Origin of the sequence: Rhodovulum kholense, from assembly GCF_003053725.1 — a bacterium.
Taxonomy (GTDB): Bacteria; Pseudomonadota; Alphaproteobacteria; order Rhodobacterales; family Rhodobacteraceae; genus Rhodovulum; species Rhodovulum kholense.
In genome coordinates, this window is the sequence record NZ_QAYC01000007.1 from 90,964 (window position 1) to 112,847 (window position 21,884).

20 protein-coding genes are annotated in these 21,884 nt (G+C 68.2%); 8 read left to right on the forward strand and 12 right to left on the reverse strand.

Annotated features, from left to right (window positions below):
* Positions 1-47: 47 nt before the first annotated feature.
* From C8N38_RS10845 to C8N38_RS10855, 3 genes are read right to left on the reverse strand one after another with little or no spacing between them, the layout of a single operon-like run.
* On the reverse strand, positions 48-1,517 hold the full coding sequence (locus C8N38_RS10845) for an ArnT family glycosyltransferase (protein ID WP_158272340.1): 1,470 nt from the start codon (positions 1,515-1,517) through the stop codon (positions 48-50).
* Positions 1,514-2,968 (reverse strand): glycosyltransferase family 39 protein, encoded by a 1,455-nt coding sequence (locus tag C8N38_RS10850; protein ID WP_108027201.1) that lies wholly within the window; start codon positions 2,966-2,968, stop codon positions 1,514-1,516. The genes C8N38_RS10845 and C8N38_RS10850 overlap by 4 nt, the downstream gene beginning before the upstream one ends.
* A gap of 9 nt (positions 2,969-2,977) precedes the next feature.
* Positions 2,978-3,964 carry a 2-hydroxyacid dehydrogenase gene (locus C8N38_RS10855; protein ID WP_108027202.1) on the reverse strand — a complete coding sequence of 329 codons (987 nt, stop codon included), beginning with the start codon at positions 3,962-3,964 and terminating at the stop codon, positions 2,978-2,980.
* A 96-nt stretch (positions 3,965-4,060) separates the two neighbouring features.
* On the opposite strand from C8N38_RS10855, the gene C8N38_RS10860 reads away from it, so the two are divergent.
* Both C8N38_RS10860 and C8N38_RS10865 read left to right on the forward strand, forming a co-directional pair.
* Positions 4,061-4,582: an SH3 domain-containing protein gene (locus tag C8N38_RS10860; protein ID WP_108027203.1), complete on the forward strand. Its 522-nt coding sequence runs from the start codon at positions 4,061-4,063 to the stop codon at positions 4,580-4,582.
* 60 nt (positions 4,583-4,642) lie between these two features.
* A complete protein-coding gene (locus C8N38_RS10865) occupies positions 4,643-5,515 on the forward strand; it encodes a cation diffusion facilitator family transporter (protein ID WP_108027204.1) in 873 nt (290 codons plus the stop codon).
* A gap of 16 nt (positions 5,516-5,531) precedes the next feature.
* On the opposite strand, the gene C8N38_RS10870 is transcribed toward C8N38_RS10865, so the two are convergent.
* From C8N38_RS10870 to C8N38_RS10890, 5 genes are all read right to left on the reverse strand, one after another.
* A complete protein-coding gene (locus C8N38_RS10870) occupies positions 5,532-6,575 on the reverse strand; it encodes a HesA/MoeB/ThiF family protein (protein WP_108027205.1) in 1,044 nt (347 codons plus the stop codon).
* Positions 6,575-7,042, reverse strand: coding sequence for a dUTP diphosphatase (gene dut, locus C8N38_RS10875; RefSeq protein ID WP_108027206.1), 468 nt, complete (start codon positions 7,040-7,042; stop codon positions 6,575-6,577). Before dut ends, C8N38_RS10870 begins: the two co-directional genes overlap by 1 nt.
* Positions 7,039-8,235: a bifunctional phosphopantothenoylcysteine decarboxylase/phosphopantothenate--cysteine ligase CoaBC gene (gene coaBC / locus C8N38_RS10880; RefSeq protein WP_108027207.1), complete on the reverse strand. Its 1,197-nt coding sequence runs from the start codon at positions 8,233-8,235 to the stop codon at positions 7,039-7,041. The genes dut and coaBC overlap by 4 nt, the downstream gene beginning before the upstream one ends.
* Before the next feature lie 88 nt (positions 8,236-8,323).
* Positions 8,324-9,142 carry a ChaN family lipoprotein gene (locus C8N38_RS10885; protein WP_425440037.1) on the reverse strand — a complete coding sequence of 273 codons (819 nt, stop codon included), beginning with the start codon at positions 9,140-9,142 and terminating at the stop codon, positions 8,324-8,326.
* On the reverse strand, positions 9,139-10,017 hold the full coding sequence (locus tag C8N38_RS10890) for an RNA polymerase factor sigma-32 (protein WP_108027208.1): 879 nt from the start codon (positions 10,015-10,017) through the stop codon (positions 9,139-9,141). The genes C8N38_RS10885 and C8N38_RS10890 overlap by 4 nt, the downstream gene beginning before the upstream one ends.
* A 219-nt stretch (positions 10,018-10,236) precedes the next feature.
* Here C8N38_RS10890 and C8N38_RS10895 point away from each other — a divergent pair, with 219 nt between their 5' ends.
* The 3 genes from C8N38_RS10895 to C8N38_RS10905 all read left to right on the forward strand — a co-directional run bounded on the left by C8N38_RS10895 (position 10,237) and on the right by C8N38_RS10905 (position 13,240).
* The gene (locus tag C8N38_RS10895) at positions 10,237-11,124 is read left to right on the forward strand and encodes a glutathione S-transferase (protein WP_108027209.1); all 888 of its coding nucleotides are present in this window, start codon (positions 10,237-10,239) and stop codon (positions 11,122-11,124) included.
* Positions 11,125-11,155: 31 nt separating this feature from the next.
* Positions 11,156-12,667 carry a YifB family Mg chelatase-like AAA ATPase gene (locus C8N38_RS10900; RefSeq protein WP_108027210.1) on the forward strand — a complete coding sequence of 504 codons (1,512 nt, stop codon included), beginning with the start codon at positions 11,156-11,158 and terminating at the stop codon, positions 12,665-12,667.
* Between the two features lie 120 nt (positions 12,668-12,787).
* Positions 12,788-13,240, forward strand: a complete 453-nt coding sequence (locus tag C8N38_RS10905; protein ID WP_108027211.1) for a hypothetical protein — start codon at positions 12,788-12,790, stop codon at positions 13,238-13,240.
* A gap of 19 nt (positions 13,241-13,259) precedes the next feature.
* Here C8N38_RS10905 and gshB read toward each other — a convergent pair whose 3' ends face one another.
* The 3 genes from gshB to rsmI form a co-directional block, all read right to left on the reverse strand.
* On the reverse strand, positions 13,260-14,201 hold the full coding sequence (gene gshB / locus C8N38_RS10910; RefSeq protein ID WP_108027212.1) for a glutathione synthase: 942 nt from the start codon (positions 14,199-14,201) through the stop codon (positions 13,260-13,262).
* A 99-nt stretch (positions 14,202-14,300) separates the two neighbouring features.
* Entirely contained in the window at positions 14,301-14,654 is a 354-nt protein-coding gene (locus tag C8N38_RS10915) for a YraN family protein (protein WP_108027213.1), read from the reverse strand.
* A 16-nt stretch (positions 14,655-14,670) separates the two neighbouring features.
* Complete coding sequence (gene rsmI, locus C8N38_RS10920; RefSeq protein WP_245895676.1) at positions 14,671-15,531, reverse strand: 16S rRNA (cytidine(1402)-2'-O)-methyltransferase; 861 nt, start codon at positions 15,529-15,531, stop codon at positions 14,671-14,673.
* An 85-nt stretch (positions 15,532-15,616) separates the two neighbouring features.
* On the opposite strand from rsmI, the gene C8N38_RS10925 reads away from it, so the two are divergent.
* Genes C8N38_RS10925 through murJ form a run of 3 tightly spaced genes read left to right on the forward strand, consistent with a single transcriptional unit; the run spans position 15,617 to position 21,133 of the window.
* Positions 15,617-16,813: a penicillin-binding protein activator gene (locus C8N38_RS10925; RefSeq protein ID WP_108027215.1), complete on the forward strand. Its 1,197-nt coding sequence runs from the start codon at positions 15,617-15,619 to the stop codon at positions 16,811-16,813.
* Positions 16,773-19,589 (forward strand): [protein-PII] uridylyltransferase, encoded by a 2,817-nt coding sequence (locus C8N38_RS10930; protein WP_108027216.1) that lies wholly within the window; start codon positions 16,773-16,775, stop codon positions 19,587-19,589. The genes C8N38_RS10925 and C8N38_RS10930 overlap by 41 nt, the downstream gene beginning before the upstream one ends.
* On the forward strand, positions 19,589-21,133 hold the full coding sequence (gene murJ / locus C8N38_RS10935; RefSeq protein ID WP_108027217.1) for a murein biosynthesis integral membrane protein MurJ: 1,545 nt from the start codon (positions 19,589-19,591) through the stop codon (positions 21,131-21,133). Before C8N38_RS10930 ends, murJ begins: the two co-directional genes overlap by 1 nt.
* Here murJ and C8N38_RS10940 read toward each other — a convergent pair.
* Positions 21,124-21,810, reverse strand: a complete 687-nt coding sequence (locus C8N38_RS10940) for a rhomboid family intramembrane serine protease (RefSeq protein WP_108027218.1) — start codon at positions 21,808-21,810, stop codon at positions 21,124-21,126. The genes murJ and C8N38_RS10940 overlap by 10 nt on opposite strands.
* Positions 21,811-21,884: the final 74 nt, after the last annotated feature.

Consider the following 21,884-nt stretch of genomic DNA (forward strand, 5'->3'; position numbering starts at 1 on the left):
GCCATCCGACCCGAAATGGACAGAAACCGACGCCGGGCTGCGCGAGTTCACTCTTGCGCGGGGCCAAAGTCGAAAAGGGTCACCACCATCTCGCGCGGCGTCCCATCGTCGAAGCGGTAGGGCACGAGGATGTCGCGAGACAGCACCGGCTCGGGCAGCGTCTCTTCGGGATAGCCCTGCTCCTGCAGCAGGCCCAGAATGCCCGGCACGCCCTTGCGGTCGACGACCACCAGCACCCGACCCCGCGGCTCGGCCAGACGCCGCGTCGGGAAGGGTGGGAAGGCCTCCCAGTCCGGCAGGTGCAGCAGGAGGTTTCCGGTATAGTAGTGCGGCCCCAGCAGGACCGGCCGGTCCGGCATCGTCTCGGCGATGGTCCCGGCAAGCAGATCGACCCGAAGCGAGTCGCTTCCGGCGCCGCGCAGGCGGGTATCGGCAATGGCCGCGAGGATCAGCAGCGCAAGGCCCGCCATGGCGCGCAGGAAATTGCGCCAGACACGGGCCGGGGCATTGCCGAAAACCGTCATCGCCAGCGGCGGCAGACCAAGGATGAACAGCGGCATCAGCCAGCGCGACCGCACGAAGCCGGTATCGGTCGCCACCACGCCGATCGCGGTCAGCGCAAGACCGATCAGCGCCGCCCGCGCCAGAAGCTGCGCCTCGGGCGGGGTTTTCAGGCTGCGCCGCGCCGCGGTCCCGCCCAGCCCCAGCGCGATACCGACGGCCAGCAGGGCCGGGATCGACTCGATCAGCACCGACCGCCCCAGATAGCCTAGACCTGCGGGCCACATCGCCTGTTCGGGCCCGCCGGCGCCCGCGCGGAACTCCCACAGGTCGGAGAAGGCTGCCAGCGGATCGGCCAGCATCGCGGCATAGGGCAGACTGGCCACGGCCAGCGCCACCGCCGCCGTCAGCCAGAGCCGCCGGTCCCTCAGCGCCGGACGGACCGCCGCCATGCTGAACCCCGCCAGGATCAACGCGGGCGGCACGATCCAGAAATTGGGCTTGGCAAGCCCGCCCAGCCCGACGGCGAGGCCGAACAGCAGAAAGCCACGCGTGCCCGGGCGGCGTAGCAGCCACAGAAAGGTCGCGACCGTCAGAACCGTGGTGAAAGCCAGCGCGATGCTGTGCGATCCGGTCCGCTGCGACCACCAGGCAAGGTTCGGGATCAGACCGAGCGCAAGCGCGCCCGCCATCGCGGCGCGCGTGCCCCCGACCGGACGCAGCGCGAGGAAAGCCGTCGCATAAGTGCCGAACAGCAGAAGGTTCTTTGCCAGCACCAGACCCAGCGTGTTCACGCCGAACAGGTCGAAGAAGACGGTCTGGTACCAGTTATAAAGCGGCGGTTGCGAGCCGTAGGCAAAGTGCCAGTCCCGCGACAGCACGACCATCTCGGCCTCGTCACCCTCGAAACTGCCCCCCAGCCCCAGGCGCAGCCCAACCTGCGCGGCGAAATAGGCGGCAAGCGCCAGCAGGAACAGCGTGGCGGTCCGGGTGTCAGTCGCGGGGGCGGCGGTCATGGCAGGTCGGGCGTTCTGGCAAGGACATAGCGGAAGGGCATTTCGGCTTCGGAATGGCGATACGGCAACGTGAAGTCGCCCTCGGCCAGCACCTCCGGTTCGGTACCCGGCGGCCATCCGGCCTGGGCCAGCCCGGCCGCAAGGTCGCGCGGCACGGTCTCGCGCATCAGAAACAGCACCGGTCCGCCCGCAAAGCGGTGCGCCGCGACGGGCAGGTAAGGCGCGATGCGCCGGTCCGGCTCGGCGGCGGCAAGGTTTCCGGCGGTGTAGAATTCGGCGATGACCGGCACGCCCTCGGCGCCCTCGATCGCGGCCAGATGCGCAGGCAGGCCAGTGAAATCGACGTCGCGCCGCGCGCCCTCCTTGAAGCGGTCATAGGTCAGGCCCGCGCAGACCAGAACGGCAAAGACCGCCGCGGCAGCGAATATGCCCCGCCGCGCGGCCGGGCCGATCCGGGGCGCAAGCGCCAGAAAGAGGCCCGGCGCGGCGAGGAAGGCCAGAGGCAGCAGCCAGCGCGCCGTGACCGTGCCCGCCTGCGCAAGCCAGACGCCCAAGGCCATCAACACGGCCACGACGGCGCCCGCCCGCAGCAACAGCGCAGGCAGCGGCCCGACCGGGTCCGGCTCGGCCCGCCGACGCCCGAAGGCCCAGGCCAGCGCCGCCACCAGAAGCGGCAGGGCCAGAAGCGACAGCATGCCGCCCGGAAGCATCACCAGCCCGTCGGGCAGCGCCGCGCGGGCGCCATCGGTTTCAAGCCGCAGCTTGCCGACCGAGGAAAACGCAAGGTCGCGATTCTGCACCATCCAGCCATAGGGCCCGGCCAGAATGGCCGCGGCGATGGCGGGCACGATCAGGGCCCGGCGGGTCAGGATCCGGGCGCGAAACGGGGCCAGCGTGAGGCCCGCCACCAGAAGGCCGACCGGGACCAGGAAGAAGTTGTATTTCGACAGCCCCCCAAGCCCCACGGCAAGGCCCAGCGCGATCCAGGCGGGCCAGCCGCCGCTCCGCATCGCCCAGAGAAAGGCCGCCAGCGTCGCCGCCGAGGTCGCGATCAGCATGTTGGAATGGGTGGTCGCCCGCTGCGCCTCCCAGGCGATGTCGGGCACGAGAAACAGCGACAGCGCGCCCAACGCGGCGACGCCGGCCGGCCGCCACAGCCGGACCCCGAGGAAGACCAGAAGAAAGGTCAGCCAGAGAAGCCCGTTCTTGAGCAGGGACAGCGCTGGCAGAGACCGGCCCAGAAGGTCGAAAAGGCCAAGCTGCAACCAGTTGTACAAGGGCAGCTGCGGCCCGTAGCCCAGGCGCAGACCGGGCGTCATGACCAGCATTTCCGCCTCGTCGGTCTCGTAGGCGCCGCCCAGCACCAGACGCAGCCCGACTTGCAGCGCGAAATAGGCGGTAATCGCGAAAAGGAAAATCGCGGTCGCGGTCCTGCCAGCGGTCCCGGACATCGCGTGCGCCTAGAGCATGCTCGGCACGACCAGATCCGGCGGCCGGTGCCCATCGGCGAAGGTCTTGATATTGATGATGACCTTTTCGCCCATCTCACTGCGCCCCTCGATCGTGGCGGACCCCATATGCGGCAGAAGAACCACATTGGGCAGCTCGCGCAGGCGCGGATTGATCTCGTGCCCATGTTCGAAAACATCAAGCCCGGCGCCCGCGATCTCGCCCGCGCGCAGCATCCGCGTCAACGCGTTCTCGTCGATGACCTCGCCCCGCGAGGTGTTCACGATCACCGCGTCCTTCTTCATCAGCTTGAGCCGTCGCGCATTCATAAGATGGAAGGTCGAGGGCGTATGCGGACAATTCACGCTGATCACGTCCATCCGGCTGACCATCTGGTCGAGGCTGTCCCAGTAGGTCGCCTCGAATTCCTGCTCGATCTCGGGGCGCAGGCGCTTGCGGTTGTGATAGTGGATCTGCATGCCGAAGGCGCGGGCGCGTCGCGCGACCGCCTGCCCGATCCGCCCCATCCCGAGAATCCCCAGCCGTCGGCCGCCGATCCGCCCGCCCATGAAGGCCGTGGGCGCCCAGCCGTGCCAGTCGCCCGCCTGCATCACATGCAGCCCCTCGGGGATTCGGCGCGTGACCGCCAGCATCAGCGCCAGCGTCATGTCCGCGGTATCCTCGGTCACCACGCCGGGCGTGTTCGACACCAGAATGCCGCGCTGGCGGGCGGTCTGTACATCCAGATGGTCCACCCCGGCGCCGTAATTCGCGATCAGTTTCAGCCGGTCCCCGGCCTGGGCCAGCATCGACTGGTCGATCACGTCGGTCACGCAGGGCACCAGCACATCGGCGCGGCGCATCGCATCGACCAGCTGTTCGCGGGTGAGCTTGACATCGGCCTCGTTCAGCTCGACGTCGAAAAGCTCCTTCATCCGGGTCTCGACCGCCTCGGGCAACCGTCGCGTCACAACCACACTGAGACGTTGTGCGGGCATCCCAGAGCCTCCCTGCTTTTCATCCCTTGGCGTCAGTGGCAAACTGTCCGAGATCGGGGCGCGGCACAAGACCCCGAAACCAGCTGGCAGGACGTTATGCGGGCACGACTGCGCGGACGCGCATTTCTGGCGATTTCCCTTTTGTTTCTGATCGGCGCGCTGTCCTGGACGGGTCCCGTCCTGGCCGAAGAGCGCGGGCGGGTGACCAATCTGCCGCTGCCGCGCTATGTCTCGCTGAAGGCGGCCGAGGGCAATGTGCGGCGCGGCCCGAGCCTCAGCCACCGGATCGACTGGGTCTATACAAGGCGCGGCGTGCCCTTGCAGATCACGGCGGAATTCGGCCATTGGCGGCAGGTGCGCGACCGCGACGGCGCGGGCGGCTGGGTGCATTATTCCCTGCTGTCGGGCGTCCGCACGGTGATCGTCGATCAGGACATGCTGCCGCTTCTGCGCGCGCCCCGCCCCGAGGCCGAAGTGCTGGCGAAGGCCGAAGCCGGGGTGATCGCCCGGCTGGGAGAATGCAGTATCGACTGGTGCCGGATCAGCGCCGACGGCGCGTCGGGCTGGGTGCCCAAGACCGCGATCTGGGGCGTGGACGCCGACGAGATCCGCGAGTGACCTTGCCCCGCCGGGCGCTCTGCTGATAAGCGGGGGCCGCACCCTGTCGAGCCCGCCGCCATGCCCAAGACCTCCCGCCTGAACCTCTCTGCCGGGGTCGCCTCTGTCGCGACCGCAATCACGCTTGTCGCGCTGAAGCTCTGGGCGCTGGGCCAGACCGGGGCGCTGTCAATCGCAGCCTCGCTGGCCGACAGCGCGCTCGATCTGATGGTCTCGCTGGGCGCGCTGGCCGCGATTTTCTATGCCGCCCGACCGCCGGACGACGATCATGCCTTCGGCCACAGCGCAGCCGAGGATCTGGCTGCGCTGGGACAGGCGGTGTTCATCCTGGCCTCGGCCAGTATCATCGCTTTCGCGGCCATGACCCGGCTTCTCGATGCCGATCCCGAACCGCTGTCGCAGGAAGGCCCGGGGATCGTGGTGATGGCGCTGTCGATCGCGCTGACGGCCATGCTGGTGCTGTACCAGCGCTGGGTCGCGCGGCGGACCGGCAACCGCGTCGTGGCCGCCGACTCGCTGCATTATCTGGGCGATCTGCTGCCCAATATCGGGGCGATCTTCGCGCTTTGGGCCTCGGCCAATCTGGGGCTGGTGCGCATCGACGCGGTGGTCGCGCTGGCCGCGGCGGGGATGCTGGCGGTCGGCGCGCTGGGGATCGGCAAGGGGGCGTGGGACGCGCTGATGGACCGCGCCGCGCCGCCCGAAACCATCGCGCGGATCGAGGCGCTGGCCAAGGCCTGCGCGGGCGTGCGGGGCTTTCACGACCTCAAGACCCGCCGGTCGGGCCCGCGCCTTTTCGTGAACCTGCATATCGAGCTTGATGGCGCGCAAAGCCTGAACGATGCCCATGCCATCGGCGCCCGGCTGAAACACGCGATCCTTGCAGAGTTTCCGGTCGCGGATGTGATCATCCACTTCGACCCGGTGCGCTGAGCCTTAAGGTGTACCCTCAGGGACGGGGTGCGCCGCAGACCGGGCAGTCGGCGCGGCGGTGGAGCGCGATGGTCCGGGTCTCGCCGTAAAGCGCGTCGTAGATCAGCATTCGCCCGCCAAGCCCCTCGCCCGCGCCGGTCACGAACTTGATCGCCTCGACAGCCATCATCGCACCCACGACCCCCGGAAGCGCCCCCACGACGCCCGCCTCGGCGCAGGTGGGGGCAAGACCGGGCGCAGGCGCCTCGGGGAAGATGCATTGATAGCAGGGCGTCCCGTGCGCCGGGTCGTACAGGCTGATCTGGCCTTCCCACTGGGCGATGGCGCCGGCGATCAGCGGCTTGCCCAGACGCGCGGCCATCCGGTTGACCAGATAGCGCGTTTCGAAATTGTCGGTGCCGTCGAGGATCAGATCGTAATCGGGAAAGAGCGCCGCAGCTGTCTCTTCATCCAGACGCCGCTTGTAGGGACGCACGGTGACAAAGGGATTCTGAGCCAGAATGGCCTTTTGCGCGGAAAAGACCTTGGGCATGCCCAGCCGCGTATCGGTATGGATCACCTGACGCTGAAGGTTCGAAAGATCCACCTCGTCGGGATCGACGATGCCGATGGTCCCGACCCCGGCCGCCCCCAGATACAGCAGCGCGGGCGAGCCGAGCCCACCGGCGCCGATCACCAGAACCCGCGCCTCTTTCAGCTTGCGCTGGCCCGGCCCGCCGATTTCGCGCAGCATGATGTGGCGGGCATAGCGGTCCAGTTCGACCGGCCGCAGCGGGCCTTGGGGGGCCATCGGCACGACCTCGCGGGCCACACGCCGCTTGAGTGCACCCAGCACGCCGCGATAGGCTACGACCAAAAGCGCCAGGACCCCAAGCGCCGCCCATCCCTCGGGCGTGCCGCCGATGGCCTGGCGCAGCGGATGGCTCGCGGGCATGGCGAGTTGCAGGATCAGGACGCCCGCGTAAAGGCCGCCGATCATGCCCCAGCGACCCTGGCGCGAGATGCGGAGGATCATCCCCAGCGACCAGAGCACCAGCGCAATTCCCAGCACCAGTCCCATCAGCCGCGCCCCGTCGACCCGAACCCGCCCTCGCCGCGAACGGTCTCGTCCAGCGCCTCGACCACCTCGAAGGCCGCCTGCACCACCGGCGCCACGATCATCTGGGCGATCCGGTCGCCATGGCGGATGGTGTAGGGTTCGCCCCCGAAATTGACCAGCAGCACGCCAAGCGGCCCGCGATAGTCGCTGTCGATGGTGCCGGGCGTATTCGGAAGCGTGATCCCGTGCTTCAGCGCCAGCCCCGAGCGCGGGCGGATCTGCACCTCGAACCCGGCGGGAAAGGCCATCCGGAAGCCTGTGGGCACGATCCGGCGCTCCATCGGTGCCAGCGTCAGCCCGGCCTCGCGATCTTCGGGCGGCAGGTTCGCGCGAATGTCGGCGCCGGCCGAGCCCGGGGTCTGATAGGCAGGCAGCGGCAGGCTGCGGTCGGCCCAGTCTTCCCAGACGATCTCAAGACGCGGGCTCATGCCAGCGCCTCGGCGATCCGGCGGGCGAGCCGCTGGGCGACCTCGTCCTTCGACAGACGCGGCCAAGCCTCGGCGCCCGAGCCGGTAATCAGGGTCACCTCGTTCTCGGCGCCCCCCATGATGCCGGTCGCGGGCGAGACGTCATTGGCGACGATCCAGTCGCAGCCCTTGCGCGCGCGCTTGGCCTCGGCATGGGCCACGACATCATGGGTTTCAGCGGCAAAGCCCACCACGAGACGCGGCCGGTCTTCGGCCCGCCGGGCGATGCGGGCCAGAATGTCCGGGTTTTCGGCGAAATCCAGAACCGGCGCCCGGCCCGATCCGTCCTTCTTCATCTTCTGATCGGCGGCATTGGCGACATGCCAGTCGGCGACAGCGGCGGCGCAGACGGCGGCATCGGCCGGAAGTGCGGCTTCGACCGCCGCCAGCATCTCGCGCGCGGTCTCGACCCGAACGATTTCGACACCCTGGGGCGGCGGCACCGCGGCCGGGCCGGTCACGAAAACCACCTCGGCGCCCAGCGTCGCCAGCGCCCGGGCCAGCGCCGTGCCCTGCGCCCCCGAGGACCGGTTGGCGATATAGCGGACCGGATCAATCGGTTCATGCGTCGGTCCCGAAGTCACGACGATGCGGCGCCCGGCAAGCGGCCCCGCGCCCAGCGCGGCCTCGATCGCGGAAAGGATCTCGGGCACCTCGGCCATCCGCCCCGGCCCGTATTCACCGCAGGCCATGTCGCCCTCATTGGGCCCGACGACGCGGATACCGTCCGATTGCAGCACCCCCAGATTGCGCCGGGTCGCGGGATGGGTCCACATCCGCACATTCATCGCGGGCGCCAGCAGAACGGGCGTGTCGGTCGCCAGCAGCAGGGTCGAGGCCAGATCGTCGGCGAGCCCGCCCGCCATCTTCGCCATCAGGTTCGCGGTCGCGGGCGCCACCACCACCAGATCGGCCGAGCGCGACAGCTGGATATGCCCCATCTCGGCCTCGCGGGTCAGATCGAAGAGGTCGCGATGCACCGCCTCGCCCGCCAGCGCGGAAACCGACAACGGCGTCACGAAGCGTTCGGCCGCCTGCGTCATCACCGGGGTGACCGCCGCGCCCCGTTCGCGCAGGCGGCGGATCAGATCGAGCGTCTTGTAGGCGGCGATGCCCCCCGCGACGATCAGTAGAATGCGTTTGCCGGAAACCATGCCGCCCGCCCGTCAACCTCTTGCCAGAACCCCTTGGAAAGACAGTCTTAGGCCCCGGACGGGGCCGAGACAAGCGCCGCTGCCAGCCCTAGCCGCCGGTCAGCGCGGTGCAGGGGTCACCACGCTCGGCCGCCCCCGTGACCAGCCAGTAGTCATAGGGCGGAGTGCCCGTCGCGGCCCCCTCGAGCTGGCCGACAGAGATCAGCCGGGCGCCCTCGGCAACCCGGGCAAAGGCCGCGGGCAGGCCCCAGTCGGTCCGGGCATGGCCGTTGCCCGCGATCACCGCGACCGGCCCGCCGGTGTCGTCCAGCGCCTGCCGCGCGGCCCGGGCCAGCGCGGCATCGCGCAGCCGCTGTGCCTCGACCATGCCGGGCAGAAGATGGTCGGGAAGCGCGTTGCAATGGGCCTCGCGCTGATCGTTGATCCGTTCTTCGCGTTCGGCCTCGGGCAGCGGGTCGGTCAGACCATAGGTCGCGGCATCGGCCCCGAAGACGGCGGCCGCCCCTTCGGTCACGGCCCGGCGGACCTCGTCGCGCGGCAATGCCGCGCCATAGACCCTTGCCTCGGGCGCGGCCGAGAAAATCGGGAAATACATCGCGAAATCGGGCCAGCCCGATGCTTCCCAGCCCAGCGCCTGGCCCAGTGCCACGCCGTCGAGACGAAGCCCCGGCGTCACCTTCGCAGCCTGGTCCGGCGTCAGCATCTCGAAGACCAGAGCCTTCGGCGCCAGCGCCCTGACGGCCGCAGCCTGATTGGCATGCTGGTCGGGGTTGTCATGGGTCTCGCCCAGCACCACCACATCGGCGGCAGGCAGCGAGGAGAAAGCCGCCGAGCCGATTTCCTCGGCGCCGGCGGCATGGGCGGTCAGGGCCGCGGCCAGCGCGGCGATTCTTGCAACATGTCTCACGCCAGGAAGTGAAGCACCTCGGGCGACTGGGCTTCAAGGCTCTTGCGCATCTTGCCGAAGGCCGCGGCCTCTAGCTGACGCACCCGCTCTTTGGACAGGCCAAGCTCGTTGCCGAGGCTTTCCAGCGTGCGGGGGTCGTCGCGCAGCTTGCGTTCCTTGACGATGAAGCGTTCGCGGTCGTTCAGCTGGCCCATGGCATGCACCAGCCAGCCGCGCAGTTGCGCCCGGTCGCGCCCCTCCTCGACCAGTTCGGCTGCCTGCGCGCTGTTATCCTCGATGGTCTCGATCCATTCGCGCCCCTCCTCGTCGGTGGATTGCGAGGCGTTCAGCGAGAAATCGGACCCCGACAGCCGGCCCTCCATCATCTCGACATCCTGCAAGGGCACGCCGACCTCGGAGGCGATCATCTGGCGCAGCTGGTGGCGATCGAGCGACTCTCCCCGCCCCGCCGCCTCGCGTTCCAGTCGGGCCTGAACCCGGCGCATGTTGAAGAACAGCGATTTCTGACTTGAGGTCGACCCGGTCCGGACCATCGACCAGTTCCGCATCACGTAGTCCTGGATCGAGGCCTTGATCCACCAGACCGCATAGGTCGAAAAGCGCACGCCCCGGTCAGGGTCGAACTTGTCGGCCGCCTTCATCAGGCCAAGGCTCGCCTCCTGGATCAGGTCGTTCATCGGCGCGCCGTAACGCTTGAATTTTGCCGCCATCGAGATCGCCAGCCGCATATAGGCCGTGATCAGGCGGTGAAGGGCTGCCTCGTCACGTTCGTCGCGCCAGGCATAGGCAAGCTTCAGTTCGGTCTCGGCGTCCAGAAGCTCCGCCTTCATCGCCTGACGCGACAGCGTGTTCGCATCGAATCCATCAAATGCCATGCCAAATTCCCGTCAGACAGAGTTTTATCGTTACCTAAACTATACTGCGCCGATCCGGTTCCGGATCACACAAGAGCTTGAACGAATCGAAATATTCGCGCGATGCATGTGTGCATATACGCACATATTCAGCGGTTCCGTCCTGACACCGCGCGCCGGTATCGGAACGATCACGAAAATGCGCTTTCTCCGGACGCGCCCGGAGGCTAGCCTCAGTCCATGACATATACGCTTTTCATCGGCGACCGGACCTATTCCAGCTGGTCTCTGCGCGGCTGGCTGATGCTGGAGAAATTCGGCCTGCCCTACCGGATTGCCGAGGTCGGGCTTTACACCGGCACCATGCGCCGCGACCTGGCTCCGGCCGCGCCCGCGCATCTGGTGCCCGCGCTTCTGACCCCCGAGGGCGAGCCGATTGGCGACACGATGGCCATCGCCGAGACCCTGGCCGAACGCCATCCCGGGGCCGGGCTCTGGCCCGAGGACGTGGCCGCGCGGATGCGCGCGCGCTGGCTGGCGGCCGAGATGCATTCGGGCTTTCCCGCGCTGCGGTCGCGCTGTCCGATGGTGCTGTCCCATTCCTACGACGGCTTCCTGGCCCCGCCCGAGGTGCTGGCCGAACTCGACCGCCTGCAGGCGATCTGGGCCGAGGCCCATGCCCGGTTCGGCGCCGGCGGCCCCTGGCTTTTCGGGCGCTATTCGCTGGCCGATGCCTTCTACGCCCCGGTCGCGGCAAGGATCGCGGCCTATGGGCTGCCGGTGGGCGATGCCGCCGCCAATTACGTGGCGCAGCATCTGGCGGACCCGGCCTTCCGCCGCTGGCGCGCCGAGGGGATGACCGTCGGCTACGACCCCGAGCCCTATGCGATGGATCTGCCGCGCCTGCCCTGGCCCGGCCCCGAACCGGTCGCCGCCCGCGCCATTGCCTCAGGCCCCTCGGTCAACGCGGCCTGCCCGTTCTCGGGCCAGCCGCCGACTCATTTCCTCAAGACGCAAGGTGTGGTGATCGGCTTTTGCAACGCGCGCTGCCGCGACAAGGCCGCGAACGACCCCGAAGCCTTCCCCGAAGTCAGCGCTATTTACCATTCGGTAACCAAGCAGGCGTAGCCGTTTTCCGGTTCAGACCGGAGAACGCGAGATGGTGGCCCGGGCCTATACGGTGGCTTTCGACGGCATCGAGGCACAGATCGTCGAGGTGCAATGCGCGGTCGCCCCCGGGCTTCCCGCCTTTTCAGTGGTGGGCCTCCCCGACAAGGCGGTCAGCGAGGCCCGCGACCGGCTGCGCGCGGCGCTGGCGGCAATGGGCGTGGCGCTGCCCTCGAAGCGGATCACGGTCAATCTCTCGCCCGCCGATCTGCCGAAAGTGGGGTCGCATTTCGACCTGCCCATCGCAGTGGCGCTGCTGGCCGCGCTCGAGGTCATCCCCCGCGACATGGCCGAAGGGGTGGTGGCCCTGGGCGAGCTGTCGCTCGACGGGCGGCTGGTGCCGGTGATCGGGGCGCTGCCCGCGGCGATGGCCGCCGCCGAAGCCGACCGGGCGCTTTTATGTCCGCGCGCCTGCGGCGCCGAGGCGGCCTGGGTCGGCGCGACCCAGGTGCTGGCCGCGCCCGATCTCGCCTCGGTGGTGCGCCATTTCACCGGCCAGGCCCCTCTGGCCCCGGCCGAACCGGGCGAGGTCCAGCCGGACGCGCCGACGCTCGATCTGGCCGAGGTCAAGGGCCAGGAACGCGCCAAGCGCGCGCTCGAGATCGCCGCGGCGGGCCGACATCACCTGCTTCTGGTCGGCGAACCCGGCTCGGGCAAGTCGATGCTGGCCGCGCGGATCCCGGGCCTTCTGCCACCGCTGTCGCCGACAGAGGCGCTTGAAACCTCGATGATCCATTCGCTGGCGGGACTGCTGGACGAGGGCGGCATCTCGCGCCAGCGCCCGTTTCGCGACCCGCATCACACCGCGTCGGTGGCCGCCATTGTGGGCGGCGGGCGCGGTGCCGGACCGGGTGAAATCAGTCTGGCCCATAACGGCGTGCTGTTCATGGACGAGTTTCCCGAATTTCCGCGTCAGGTGCTGGACACGCTGCGCCAGCCGATCGAGACCGGTGAGGTCGTGATCGCCCGCGCCAATGCCCATACGCGCTATCCCTGCCGCTTCCTGCTGGTCGCGGCGGCAAACCCCTGCAAATGCGGCTATCTCGCCGACCCGTCCCGAGCCTGCGCCCGCGTGCCCCAGTGCGGCGAGGACTACCTTGGCCGGATCTCGGGTCCGCTGATGGACCGGTTCGACCTGCGCGTCGAGGTGCCGCCGGTCGCGTTCCGCGACCTCGACCTGCCCGCTTCGGGCGAAAGCTCTGCCACCGTGGCGGCCCGGGTCGCCACCGCCCGCGCCCGGCAAACCGCGCGTTTCGAGGCGCATCCCCGGGTGCGAGTGAACGCCGAGGCAGAGGGAGCGCTGCTCGACGAGATCGCAACGCCCGATGCCGACGGGCGCGCGCTGCTTTTGCGGGCGGCAGAGCGGTTCCGGCTGACCGCGCGCGGCTATCACCGCGTGTTGCGCGTCGCCCGGACCATCGCCGATCTCGACGGCGCCCAGCAGGTTGCGCGGCCCCATGTCGCCGAGGCCGTCGGCTTTCGTCTGGCCGTCGGCGACAGCTAGAGGGCCGCCGATGCTTGCGCCAAGGGTCACGATCCCTTGATCGTGGCATTTGCAGGAACCCTGCGGCACCCGGGTTGTTGACTCGGTCGAACCTGCAAACATCGAAGGAAGGATGTCACGATGACCGACAGACATGGCCTCATGACCGACAACCCCACCCCGCTGTCGAGCCGGTTCGGCTGGCCGCTGCTGAGCAATCGCAAACCCGATGTCGAGCTGGACAAGGTCCGCGATTACCCGCTGTCAGACGCGCTGAACCTGCCATTGCTGAGCCAGAAACAGGGCTCGTCGACCGAGCTGATGACCGACAGCCCCACCCCGTTTTCCAGCCGGTTCGGCTGGCCGCTGCTCAGCGGGCGCCGCTCCGACCTCGCGCTGATGACCGACAATCCGACGCCGTTCTCGGCCGCCCTGGGGCTGCCGCTTCTCAGCAAAAGCGAAACCAATGTCGGGACGGACCCGAAAGGCGGCAGCACCTCGCACCGGCCCTGGACCGCACGCCAGGGTTCCGGCTCGGACGGTCCGGTCGCGAAATTCTTCCGGCAGATCGTCACCGGCGAAGTCCAGAAGTGAAAGGCAGGCGATGCGGGGTTCAGCCCCGCTTCGCCTCGATCGCCTCCCAGATCCGGGCGGCGATATTGACCTTGTCGAAGCGCTCCAGCTCCTGGATGCCGGTGGGCGAGGTCACGTTGATCTCGGTCAGATGATCGCCGATCACGTCAATACCCACGAAAACCTGACCGGCCTCCTTCAGCGTCGGGCCGATGGCGGCACAGATCTCCAGATCGCGGGGCGTCAGATCCGCCCGTTCGGCACGGCCCCCCACATGCATGTTCGACCGGGTCTCGCCCTCGGCCGGGACCCGGTTGATGGCTCCGACCGGCGCGCCGTCGACCAGAATGACGCGCTTGTCGCCCTTGCGAACCGCAGGCAGGAATTTCTGCGCGATCAGCGGCTCGCGGCTTAATCCCGAGAAAAGCTCATGCAACGAGGCCAGGTTGCGATCGTCGGGGTCGAGCCGGAAGATCCCGGCCCCGCCATTGCCATAGAGCGGCTTGAGGATGATGTCTCCGTGCAGGTCCTTGAAGGCGCGCAGGGTTGCCAGATCGCGGGCGATCACGGTCGGAGGAATAAGCTCGGGGAAACGAAGAACCAGAAGCTTTTCCGGAAAATTGCGCACCCAGAACGGATCGTTCACGACGAGGGTGCCAGGCGCCAGATGTTCCAGAAGATGCGTTGTGGTGATGTAGCCCATATCGAAGGGCGGGTCCTGCCGCAGCCAGACGACATCATAGGCGCCAAGATCGACCTCCTGCTCCGGCCCCAGTGTGAAATGATCACCCCGCACCCGGCGGACCTCCAGCGGCCAGCCCCGCGCCATGACGCGCCCGTCATTCCAGAAAAGCCGGTCTGGGGTATAGTAGAACAGGCTGTGCCCGCGCGCCTGCGCCTCTTCAGCAATCCTGAACGTGCTGTCCGCGTCGATATTGACGGCCCCGATCGGGTCCATCTGAATGGCAACCTTCAACGGCATCTGGTGCTCCCTCGCCCGGCCTTCCCCACCGCCGCCCGTCGCCCGGGCGCCACGGCGCCCGCTCTGGATGGCCGAGCCACCAAGGATTTGCAACCGCGCTCAGGCGCAGAACGCGTTCTCGAGAATATCGACCTCGCCGATCCCGTTCACCAAAGCGACATCAAAGCGAATATCGGTGAGTTGCCCCTTCGGCTCGTCGGCCAGAAATTCCTGCGCGGCCGTCATCACCCGAACCATCTGCCGCCGCGTGATCCGCTCGGCCGCGCGAGCGAAGCTTCGGCTGGCCTTGACCTCGACGAAGACGAGACCATCGCCGTCGCGCGCGATCAGATCGATCTCGCCGCCGCCGCCGCGCCAGCGGCGCGCCGCAATGGCCATGCCGCGCCGTTCATAGCCGCGGGCAACGCAATCTTCGGCCGAGACCCCAGAATGATAAGACACAGTTCCGCTCACAATCCGCCCTCCAGAGCTACGCCTTGCCCTCCCGGTCGAGGGCTGCGCGATAGACCTGCCGCCGGGGCAGGTCCAGCGACGCGGCAACCTCGGCCACCGCATCCTTGACCGAGAGCCGCGCCAGAGCCTCGTCAAGCGCGGCCTCAAGATCTGCGGCCTCGGCCTGGCGTGGCAAAGCCCGCCCGACCACAAGCACGATCTCGCCCTTGACCTCGCGCCCGGCAAAGGCCTGGGCAAGGTCCGCGAGCGTGCCGCGCGAGATTTCCTCGAACCGCTTGGTCAGTTCCCGACAGACCGCAGCCTCGCGATCCGGGCCGAGGGATACCACCATTTCCTCTAACAGTCGGCTAATGCGCCTGGGCGATTCGTAGAACACCAGCGTCGCTGGCACCGAAGCGAGATCGTCCAGCATCCGGCCGCGCGCTCCGGCCTGGGCGGGAGGAAAGCCGGCAAAAAGCACCCTGTCGCTCGGCAGCCCCGCCACCACCAGCGCCGCCAGCATCGCCGAGGGCCCGGGCGCGGCATGCACCGCAACCCCGGCCGCGATGGCGGCGCGCGCAAGCGGAAAGCCGGGGTCCGACACCATCGGCGTCCCCGCCTCGCTGACGCAGGCGACCGACTTGCCAGAGGCCGCCATTCCGACCAGGCCATCCCGAACCGACGGCGCCGAATGGTCGTGATAGGCGATCAGCGGCCGGTCGCCCAGCGCAATCCCGTGGATCTGCATCAGGTGCCGCGCCGTGCGCGTGTCTTCGGCAGCAAGGACGTCGGCCGAAGCCAGAATATCCAGCGCTTTCAGCGTGATATCGCGCGCGGCACCGATCGGCGTAGCGACGAAATAAAGCCCCGGGGGCAACGGATTGCGCAGGATTTCCAAGGATTCTTTTACCTGTCTGACGTTTACTTGCCCCGCCGATCCGCATAGGGTCGCCGTCGAGACCGCCCCAGTGAAGGAGAGGGTCATGATCGCCGTTTTTCGCGCCTGCCGCAAGCGGTTGGCTCCCGTCCTGGAACCGGTCCTGGCGCCGATCCTGGGCTTGGCCGCCCTTGCTCTGGTCGCGGCCTGCCAGCCGTCAGGACTGGGAGGCGGCCCCTCGATCAATGCCTCGAAACCGGTTCCTGTGGCGCTTCTGGTGCCCCACGGGTCGGGCACTCCGGGCGATGAGGTGGTCGCGCGCAGCCTTGAGAATGCGGCGCGGCTTGCGATTTCCGACCTCAAGGGCGTACAGATCGACCTTCGCGTCTACAATACCGCGGGCAATCCCGACATCGCCGCGAAGGTCGCGGCCGAGGCCGCCTCGGACGGGGCCAAGATCATCCTCGGTCCGCTTTATGCCCAGTCGGCCAATGCCGCGGGCCTGGCCGTCGCCCGGCGCGGGATCAACGTGCTGAGCTTTTCCAACAATACCCAGATCGCCGGCGGCAACGTCTTCGTGCTGGGACCCACCTTCGAGAACACCGCCGACCGGCTGGCCCGCTATGCCATGGCCCAGGGCCGAAGCCAGGTCATGATCGTGCACGACCCTGACGTGGCGGGCGAGGCCGGTCGGGCGGCCATCGCCTCGGCCGTCGCGCGAAGCGGCGGCACGGTCGCGGCAACCGGCAGCTACGAGCTGTCGCAGAACGGCGTCGTGCAGGCCGTGCCCGGTCTGGCCCGCAAGGCCCGCGATTCGGGAGCCTCGGCGATCTTCTTCACTGCCAGCACCGCGGGCGCGCTGCCCCTTCTGGCGCAGCTCCTGCCGGAGAACCGCGTCGATCCCGCCGAGGTCAAGTTCATCGGGCTGACGCGCTGGGATATTCCGCCCTCGACGCTCGCGCTGCCGGGCCTTCAGGGCGGCTGGTTCGCCCTGCCCGATCCGGGCGTTTCGGACCGGTTCGAACGGCGCTACATGGCCGCCTATGGCGAGCCTGCCCATCCCGCCGCCGGCCTTGCCTATGACGGCATCGCCGCGATCGGCGCCCTTGCCAGCCAGGGCCGCAGCGATGCGCTGACGGTCTCAGGGCTGACACAGCCTTCGGGCTTTGTCGGTGTGAACGGCGTGTTCCGCCTGCGCTCCGACGGCACGAACGAGCGGGCCTTGGCCGTGGCCGAGATCCGCGACAACCAGGTGACTGTGATTGACCCCGCTCCAAGAAGTTTCGGCGGCGCAGGCTTCTAGCCCGTCCAGATCCCGCCGCGCAGACCCGGCGCCGGACAGCCTGATCTGTCCGGCGTCCGACATTTTCGACATGGCCTCCTTCGAGGCCGAACTGACCCGCCTGACCGCCGAGGGGGTCGACCCCAAGGCGCTGCGCGGTGCCGTGGTGCAGTATCTGGCCGAGGCCCGGCAGAAAGGCCGCGAGGTCATCGCCGCGGGCTTCGCCGAACGGCCCTTCGACGCGGGCCCGACCGTGCGCGCCTATACCTGGCTGACCGACTGTCTGCTGCGCGCGACGATGAAAGTCTCTTGCGAGATCCTGCACCCGCGCCCCAACCCGACCGAGGGCGAGCGCCTCGCCGTCTTCTCGGTCGGCGGCTACGGCCGGGGCGAGATGGCGCCCCATTCCGATGTCGACCTGCTGTTCCTGACCCCCTACAAGCTGACCGCCTGGGCCGAGAGCGTGATCGAATCCATGCTCTACATGCTGTGGGACCTGCGACTGAAGGTCGGCCATGCCTCGCGCACGGTGAAGGATTGCGTCCGGCTGGGCCGCGAGGATTACACGATCCGCACGGCCTTGCTGGAAAACCGCTTTCTCGGCGGCCACGAGCCGCTGGACAAGGCCCTGAACACCGCGCTCTGGGACGATCTCTTCAAGGGCACCGCCGCCGAATTCATCGAGGCCAAGCTGGCCGAGCGGTCCGAACGGCTGCGCAAGCAGGGCGGTCAGCGCTACGTGCTGGAACCCAACGTGAAAGAAGGCAAGGGCGGGCTGCGCGATCTGCAATCGCTCTACTGGATCGCGAAATACGTCTATCGCGTCGACCGCGCCTCGCAACTGGTCAAGCTTGGCTTCTTCACCAGCGACGAGTTCAACGGCTTCGTCGAGGCCGAGCGGTTTCTCTGGGCCGTCCGCTGCCATCTGCACCTGATCGCCGACCGGGCGATCGACCAGCTGACCTTCGACATGCAGGTCGAGGTGGCGGCGCGGATGGGCTATGCCGACCATGGCGGGCGCCGCGCGGTCGAGCATTTCATGCAGGACTATTTCCGCCACGCCACCACGGTTGGCGACCTGACCCGGATCTTCCTGACCAAGCTCGAGGCGGCCCATGTCAAGAAAGAGCCCGCGCTGATCGGGCTGTTCCGGCGGCGTCGCAAGGTGCCGAAGGGCTACGAGATCGTGCAGAACCGCATGAACGTCTCGGACCCCAAGGCGTTTCTGGCCGACAAGCTGAACCTTCTGAAGATCTTCGAAGAGGCGCTGCGGACCGGCACGCTGCTGCACCCCGACGCGATGCGGCTGATCCAGGCCAATCTGCGGCTGATCGACGACGAGGTGCGCAGCGACCCCGAGGCTCAGCGGATCTTCCTCGATCTGCTGCTGAAACACGGCAACCCCGAACGCTCGCTGCGGCGGATGAACGAGTTGGGCGTGCTGTCGGCGCTGATCCCGGAATTCGAGCCCATCGTGGCGATGATGCAGTTCAACGTCTATCACAGCTACACGGTGGACGAGCATACCATCCAGTGCATCTCGACGCTGGCCCAGATCGAGCGCGGCGAACTGGTCGAGGAACTGCCCATCGCCAGCCGCATCCTGAAGGACGGCGTGAACCGGCGCATCCTGTATGTCGCGCTGCTGCTGCACGATATCGGCAAGGGCCGGCCCGAGGATCATTCGGTGCTGGGGGCGCAGATCGCGCGCAAGGTGGCGCCGCGCCTGGGGCTGAAGGCCGAAGAGTGCGAGACCGTCGAATGGCTGGTGCGCTATCACCTGCTGATGTCGGACATGGCGCAGAAGCGCGACCTGTCCGATCCTCGGACGGTGCGCGACTTCGCCAAGGCGGTGAAGACCCGCAAGCGGCTCGATCTGCTGACGGTTCTGACGGTCTGCGACATCATCGGGGTGGGTCCGGGGACCTGGAATAACTGGAAGGCCCAGCTGATCCGCAGCCTTTACCGCGAAACCGTGACCGCGCTTGAAGGCGGGCTCGAGGATATCAACCGCGAACGCCGCGAGGCTGAATCGAAACGCGCGCTGCGCGAGGCGCTGGCGGGCTGGGATGCCAAGGAGCTTCGGCTTGAAACCGGGCGCCATTACGGGCCCTACTGGCAGGGCCTGCCGAGCGGTACCCATGTGGTGATGGCCAACCTCCTGCGCGGCATCAGCAATGACGAGATCCGGATCGACCTGGCCGAGGATGCCGACCGCGACGCCACCCGCGTCTGCTTTGCGCTGTCGGACCATCCGGGGATCTTTTCGCGGCTGGCGGGGGCGCTGGCGCTGGTCGGCGCCAATGTCGTCGACGCGCGCACATATACCACCAAGGACGGCTACGCCACAGCCGCCTTCTGGGTCCAGGACGCGGACGGGTCGCCCTACGACTCCTCGCGGCTGTCCCGGCTCAGCCAGATGATCGAAAAGACCCTGATGGGCGAGGTGCGCCCGCGCGAAAAGCTTGCCGACCGCGACAAGGTCAAGAAGCGCGAGCGCGGGTTCAAGTTCCCGACCTCGATCACCTTCGACAATGACGGGTCCGAGATCTACACCATCATCGAGGTCGATACCCGCGACCGGCCGGGGCTGCTGTACGACCTGACCCGGATCTTCGCGACCTCCAACATCTACATCGCCTCGGCGATGATCGCGACCTATGGCGCGCAGGTGGTCGACAGCTTCTATGTGAAGGACAGTTTCGGGCTGAAGCTCTATTCGAAATCCCGGCAGGAGTCGCTGGAACGCAAGCTGCGCGAGGCCATCGAGAAGGGCACCGAGAGGGCCTATAACTGATGCAGCCGATCCGGCTGGTGTCGGGCTTTCTGACCGTCGGCGTCTGGACCCTGGCCAGCCGCATCCTCGGTTTTGCCCGCGATATCCTGATCGCGGCCTATCTGGGCACCGGACCGGTGGCCGAGGCCTTTCTGGTGGCCTTCTCGCTGCCCAACATGTTCCGCCGCTTCTTCGCCGAGGGCGCGTTCAACATGGCCTTCGTGCCGCTCTTCTCGAAGAAGCTGGAACGGGACGAGGGCGCGCTCGACTTCGCGCGCGACGCCTTCACCGGGCTGGCGACGGTGCTGATCGGCTTTACGCTGCTGGCGCAACTGGCGATGCCCGTGCTGGTGCTGGCCATGGCGGGGGGCTTCGCGGCCGATGAGCGGTTCGACATCGCGGTGGTCTATGGCCGCATCGCCTTTCCCTATATCCTCTTCATTTCGCTGGCGGCTCTTCTGTCGGGCGTGCTGAACGCGACCGGCCGCTTTGTCGCTGCGGCCGCGGCCCCCGTCCTGCTGAACGTCCTGCTGGTCGGCGCCATGCTGCTGGCGGCCACGATGGGCTGGCCGGTGGGCGACGCGCTGGTCTGGACGGTGCCGCTGGCCGGGATCGCGCAGATGGCGCTGGTCTGGACCGCCGCCGCGAAGGCCGGGTTCCGGCTGACCCTCCGCCGCCCCCGCCTGACGCCCGAGTTGAGGCGGCTGGCCATCATCGCGGCCCCGGCGGCGCTGGCGGGGGGCGTGGTGCAGGTCAACCTGCTGATCGGGCGGCAGGTCGCCAGCTTCTTCGAGGGCGCGGTGGCGTGGCTATCCTATGCCGACCGGCTGTACCAGTTGCCGCTGGGCGTGGTCGGCATTGCCATCGGTGTCGTGCTCTTGCCCGATCTCTCGCGCCGTCTGGGCGCGGGCGACACGGCGGGCGGGCGCGACGCCTTCAACCGCGCGGGCGAATTCGCGCTGGCCTTGACCGTGCCCGCCGCCGTCGCGCTGGCCACGATCCCCGGCCCCATCGTGGGCGTGCTGTTCAGGCGCGGCGCCTTCGATCAGGCGGATGTCGCGGCCACCGCGCTGGCGGTCGCGGTCTATGGCGCGGGGCTGCCGGCCTTCGTGATCCAGAAGGTGCTGCAGCCGCTCTTCTTCGCGCGCGAGGATACGCGGCGGCCGTTCTATTACGCACTTGGCGCGCTGGCGGTGAATGCGGGCGTCGCGATTGGGCTGGCCCCGGTCTTCGGCTATATCGCGGCGGCCTGGGGCACCACGCTGGCCGGCTGGGCGATGGTCGCGCTGCTTTGGTACGGATCACGCCGCTATGGTGCGGCGGCCGAAATCGACGCGCGGCTCAGGCGCCGGGCCGGGCGGATCGTGCTGGCCTCGGGGCTGATGGGGGCGCTGCTTTGGGGCGCGGCCCGCGCCGCCCAGCCCTGGCTGGCCGAGGGCGGGCTGCGCTATCCGGCGCTGGCCGGTCTGGTGGCGCTGGGGATCGTTTCGTATTTCGGGCTGGGCCACGCTTTGGGCGCGTTCCGCCTGTCCGAATTCCGCCGGGCGATGCGCCGTCAGCGGTGACGGATCTTCGCCCGCACCCGGGACCAGCCGCCGGGGCTGACCAGGAAAGACAGCACGAACCCGGTGCAGAACCCGGCCAGATCGGCAACCCAGTCCATCGACCCGCCGAAAAGCAGGCTGAACAGAAGCTGGATGCCCAGCAGCACCCCGATCAGCGTGAAGGCCCGGTATTGCGTGGCCCCTGTCCCCGCCAGCCGCACCCACATCAGGAAGGTGAAGGCGCCGATCAGCCCGTAGACCGCAGGATAGCCGCCGATCAGCGGCACCGGGCTGTCGATCAGAAGCCCATAGACCGCCGCCCCGACGATGGCCGCGCCGAAAAAGACGAAAAGCACGGCCCAGGCGCGAAACACCTCGCCCACCATCTTGCCCAGCGCGAGGATGAAGACCACCACGAAGACCGCATGGGTCACGCTGCCATGGATAAACGGATAGGTGACGAAGCGCATCATCTGGTCGGCCGGAAACTGGCCGGTCTTCAGCATCCAGTCGAAGACCTGCCCCGAGAAGCCGTAATCGCGGATCGCCTCCATCCGCCAGCCGACCGCGCCAGGCCCGCCCGCCAGCCCGCTTTCGCCGAGGCTCAGCACCGCCTCCATCGCGATCACCGGCAGGGTCAAAAGCCAGACCACGGCGGGCAACGGGTTGATCGGCGGAGCGTTGGGATCGGACTGCATGCGACACGGGCCTCGGTTGACGCTGTTCCCCTGCATCGGTAAGCGAGCGGGGCGTGAAATTCCAGACGGAGATG

Coding starts and splice junctions, on each gene's coding strand:
- C8N38_RS10845 (WP_158272340.1), bottom strand. CDS start 1,517: ATGACCGCCGCCCCCGCGACTGACACCCGGACCGCCACGCTGTTCCTG.
- C8N38_RS10850 (WP_108027201.1), bottom strand. CDS start 2,968: ATGTCCGGGACCGCTGGCAGGACCGCGACCGCGATTTTCCTTTTCGCG.
- C8N38_RS10855 (WP_108027202.1), bottom strand. CDS start 3,964: ATGCCCGCACAACGTCTCAGTGTGGTTGTGACGCGACGGTTGCCCGAG.
- C8N38_RS10860 (WP_108027203.1), top strand. CDS start 4,061: ATGCGGGCACGACTGCGCGGACGCGCATTTCTGGCGATTTCCCTTTTG.
- C8N38_RS10865 (WP_108027204.1), top strand. CDS start 4,643: ATGCCCAAGACCTCCCGCCTGAACCTCTCTGCCGGGGTCGCCTCTGTC.
- C8N38_RS10870 (WP_108027205.1), bottom strand. CDS start 6,575: ATGGGACTGGTGCTGGGAATTGCGCTGGTGCTCTGGTCGCTGGGGATG.
- dut (WP_108027206.1), bottom strand. CDS start 7,042: ATGAGCCCGCGTCTTGAGATCGTCTGGGAAGACTGGGCCGACCGCAGC.
- coaBC (WP_108027207.1), bottom strand. CDS start 8,235: ATGGTTTCCGGCAAACGCATTCTACTGATCGTCGCGGGGGGCATCGCC.
- C8N38_RS10890 (WP_108027208.1), bottom strand. CDS start 10,017: ATGGCATTTGATGGATTCGATGCGAACACGCTGTCGCGTCAGGCGATG.
- C8N38_RS10895 (WP_108027209.1), top strand. CDS start 10,237: ATGACATATACGCTTTTCATCGGCGACCGGACCTATTCCAGCTGGTCT.
- C8N38_RS10900 (WP_108027210.1), top strand. CDS start 11,156: ATGGTGGCCCGGGCCTATACGGTGGCTTTCGACGGCATCGAGGCACAG.
- C8N38_RS10905 (WP_108027211.1), top strand. CDS start 12,788: ATGACCGACAGACATGGCCTCATGACCGACAACCCCACCCCGCTGTCG.
- gshB (WP_108027212.1), bottom strand. CDS start 14,201: ATGCCGTTGAAGGTTGCCATTCAGATGGACCCGATCGGGGCCGTCAAT.
- C8N38_RS10925 (WP_108027215.1), top strand. CDS start 15,617: ATGATCGCCGTTTTTCGCGCCTGCCGCAAGCGGTTGGCTCCCGTCCTG.
- murJ (WP_108027217.1), top strand. CDS start 19,589: ATGCAGCCGATCCGGCTGGTGTCGGGCTTTCTGACCGTCGGCGTCTGG.
- C8N38_RS10940 (WP_108027218.1), bottom strand. CDS start 21,810: ATGCAGTCCGATCCCAACGCTCCGCCGATCAACCCGTTGCCCGCCGTG.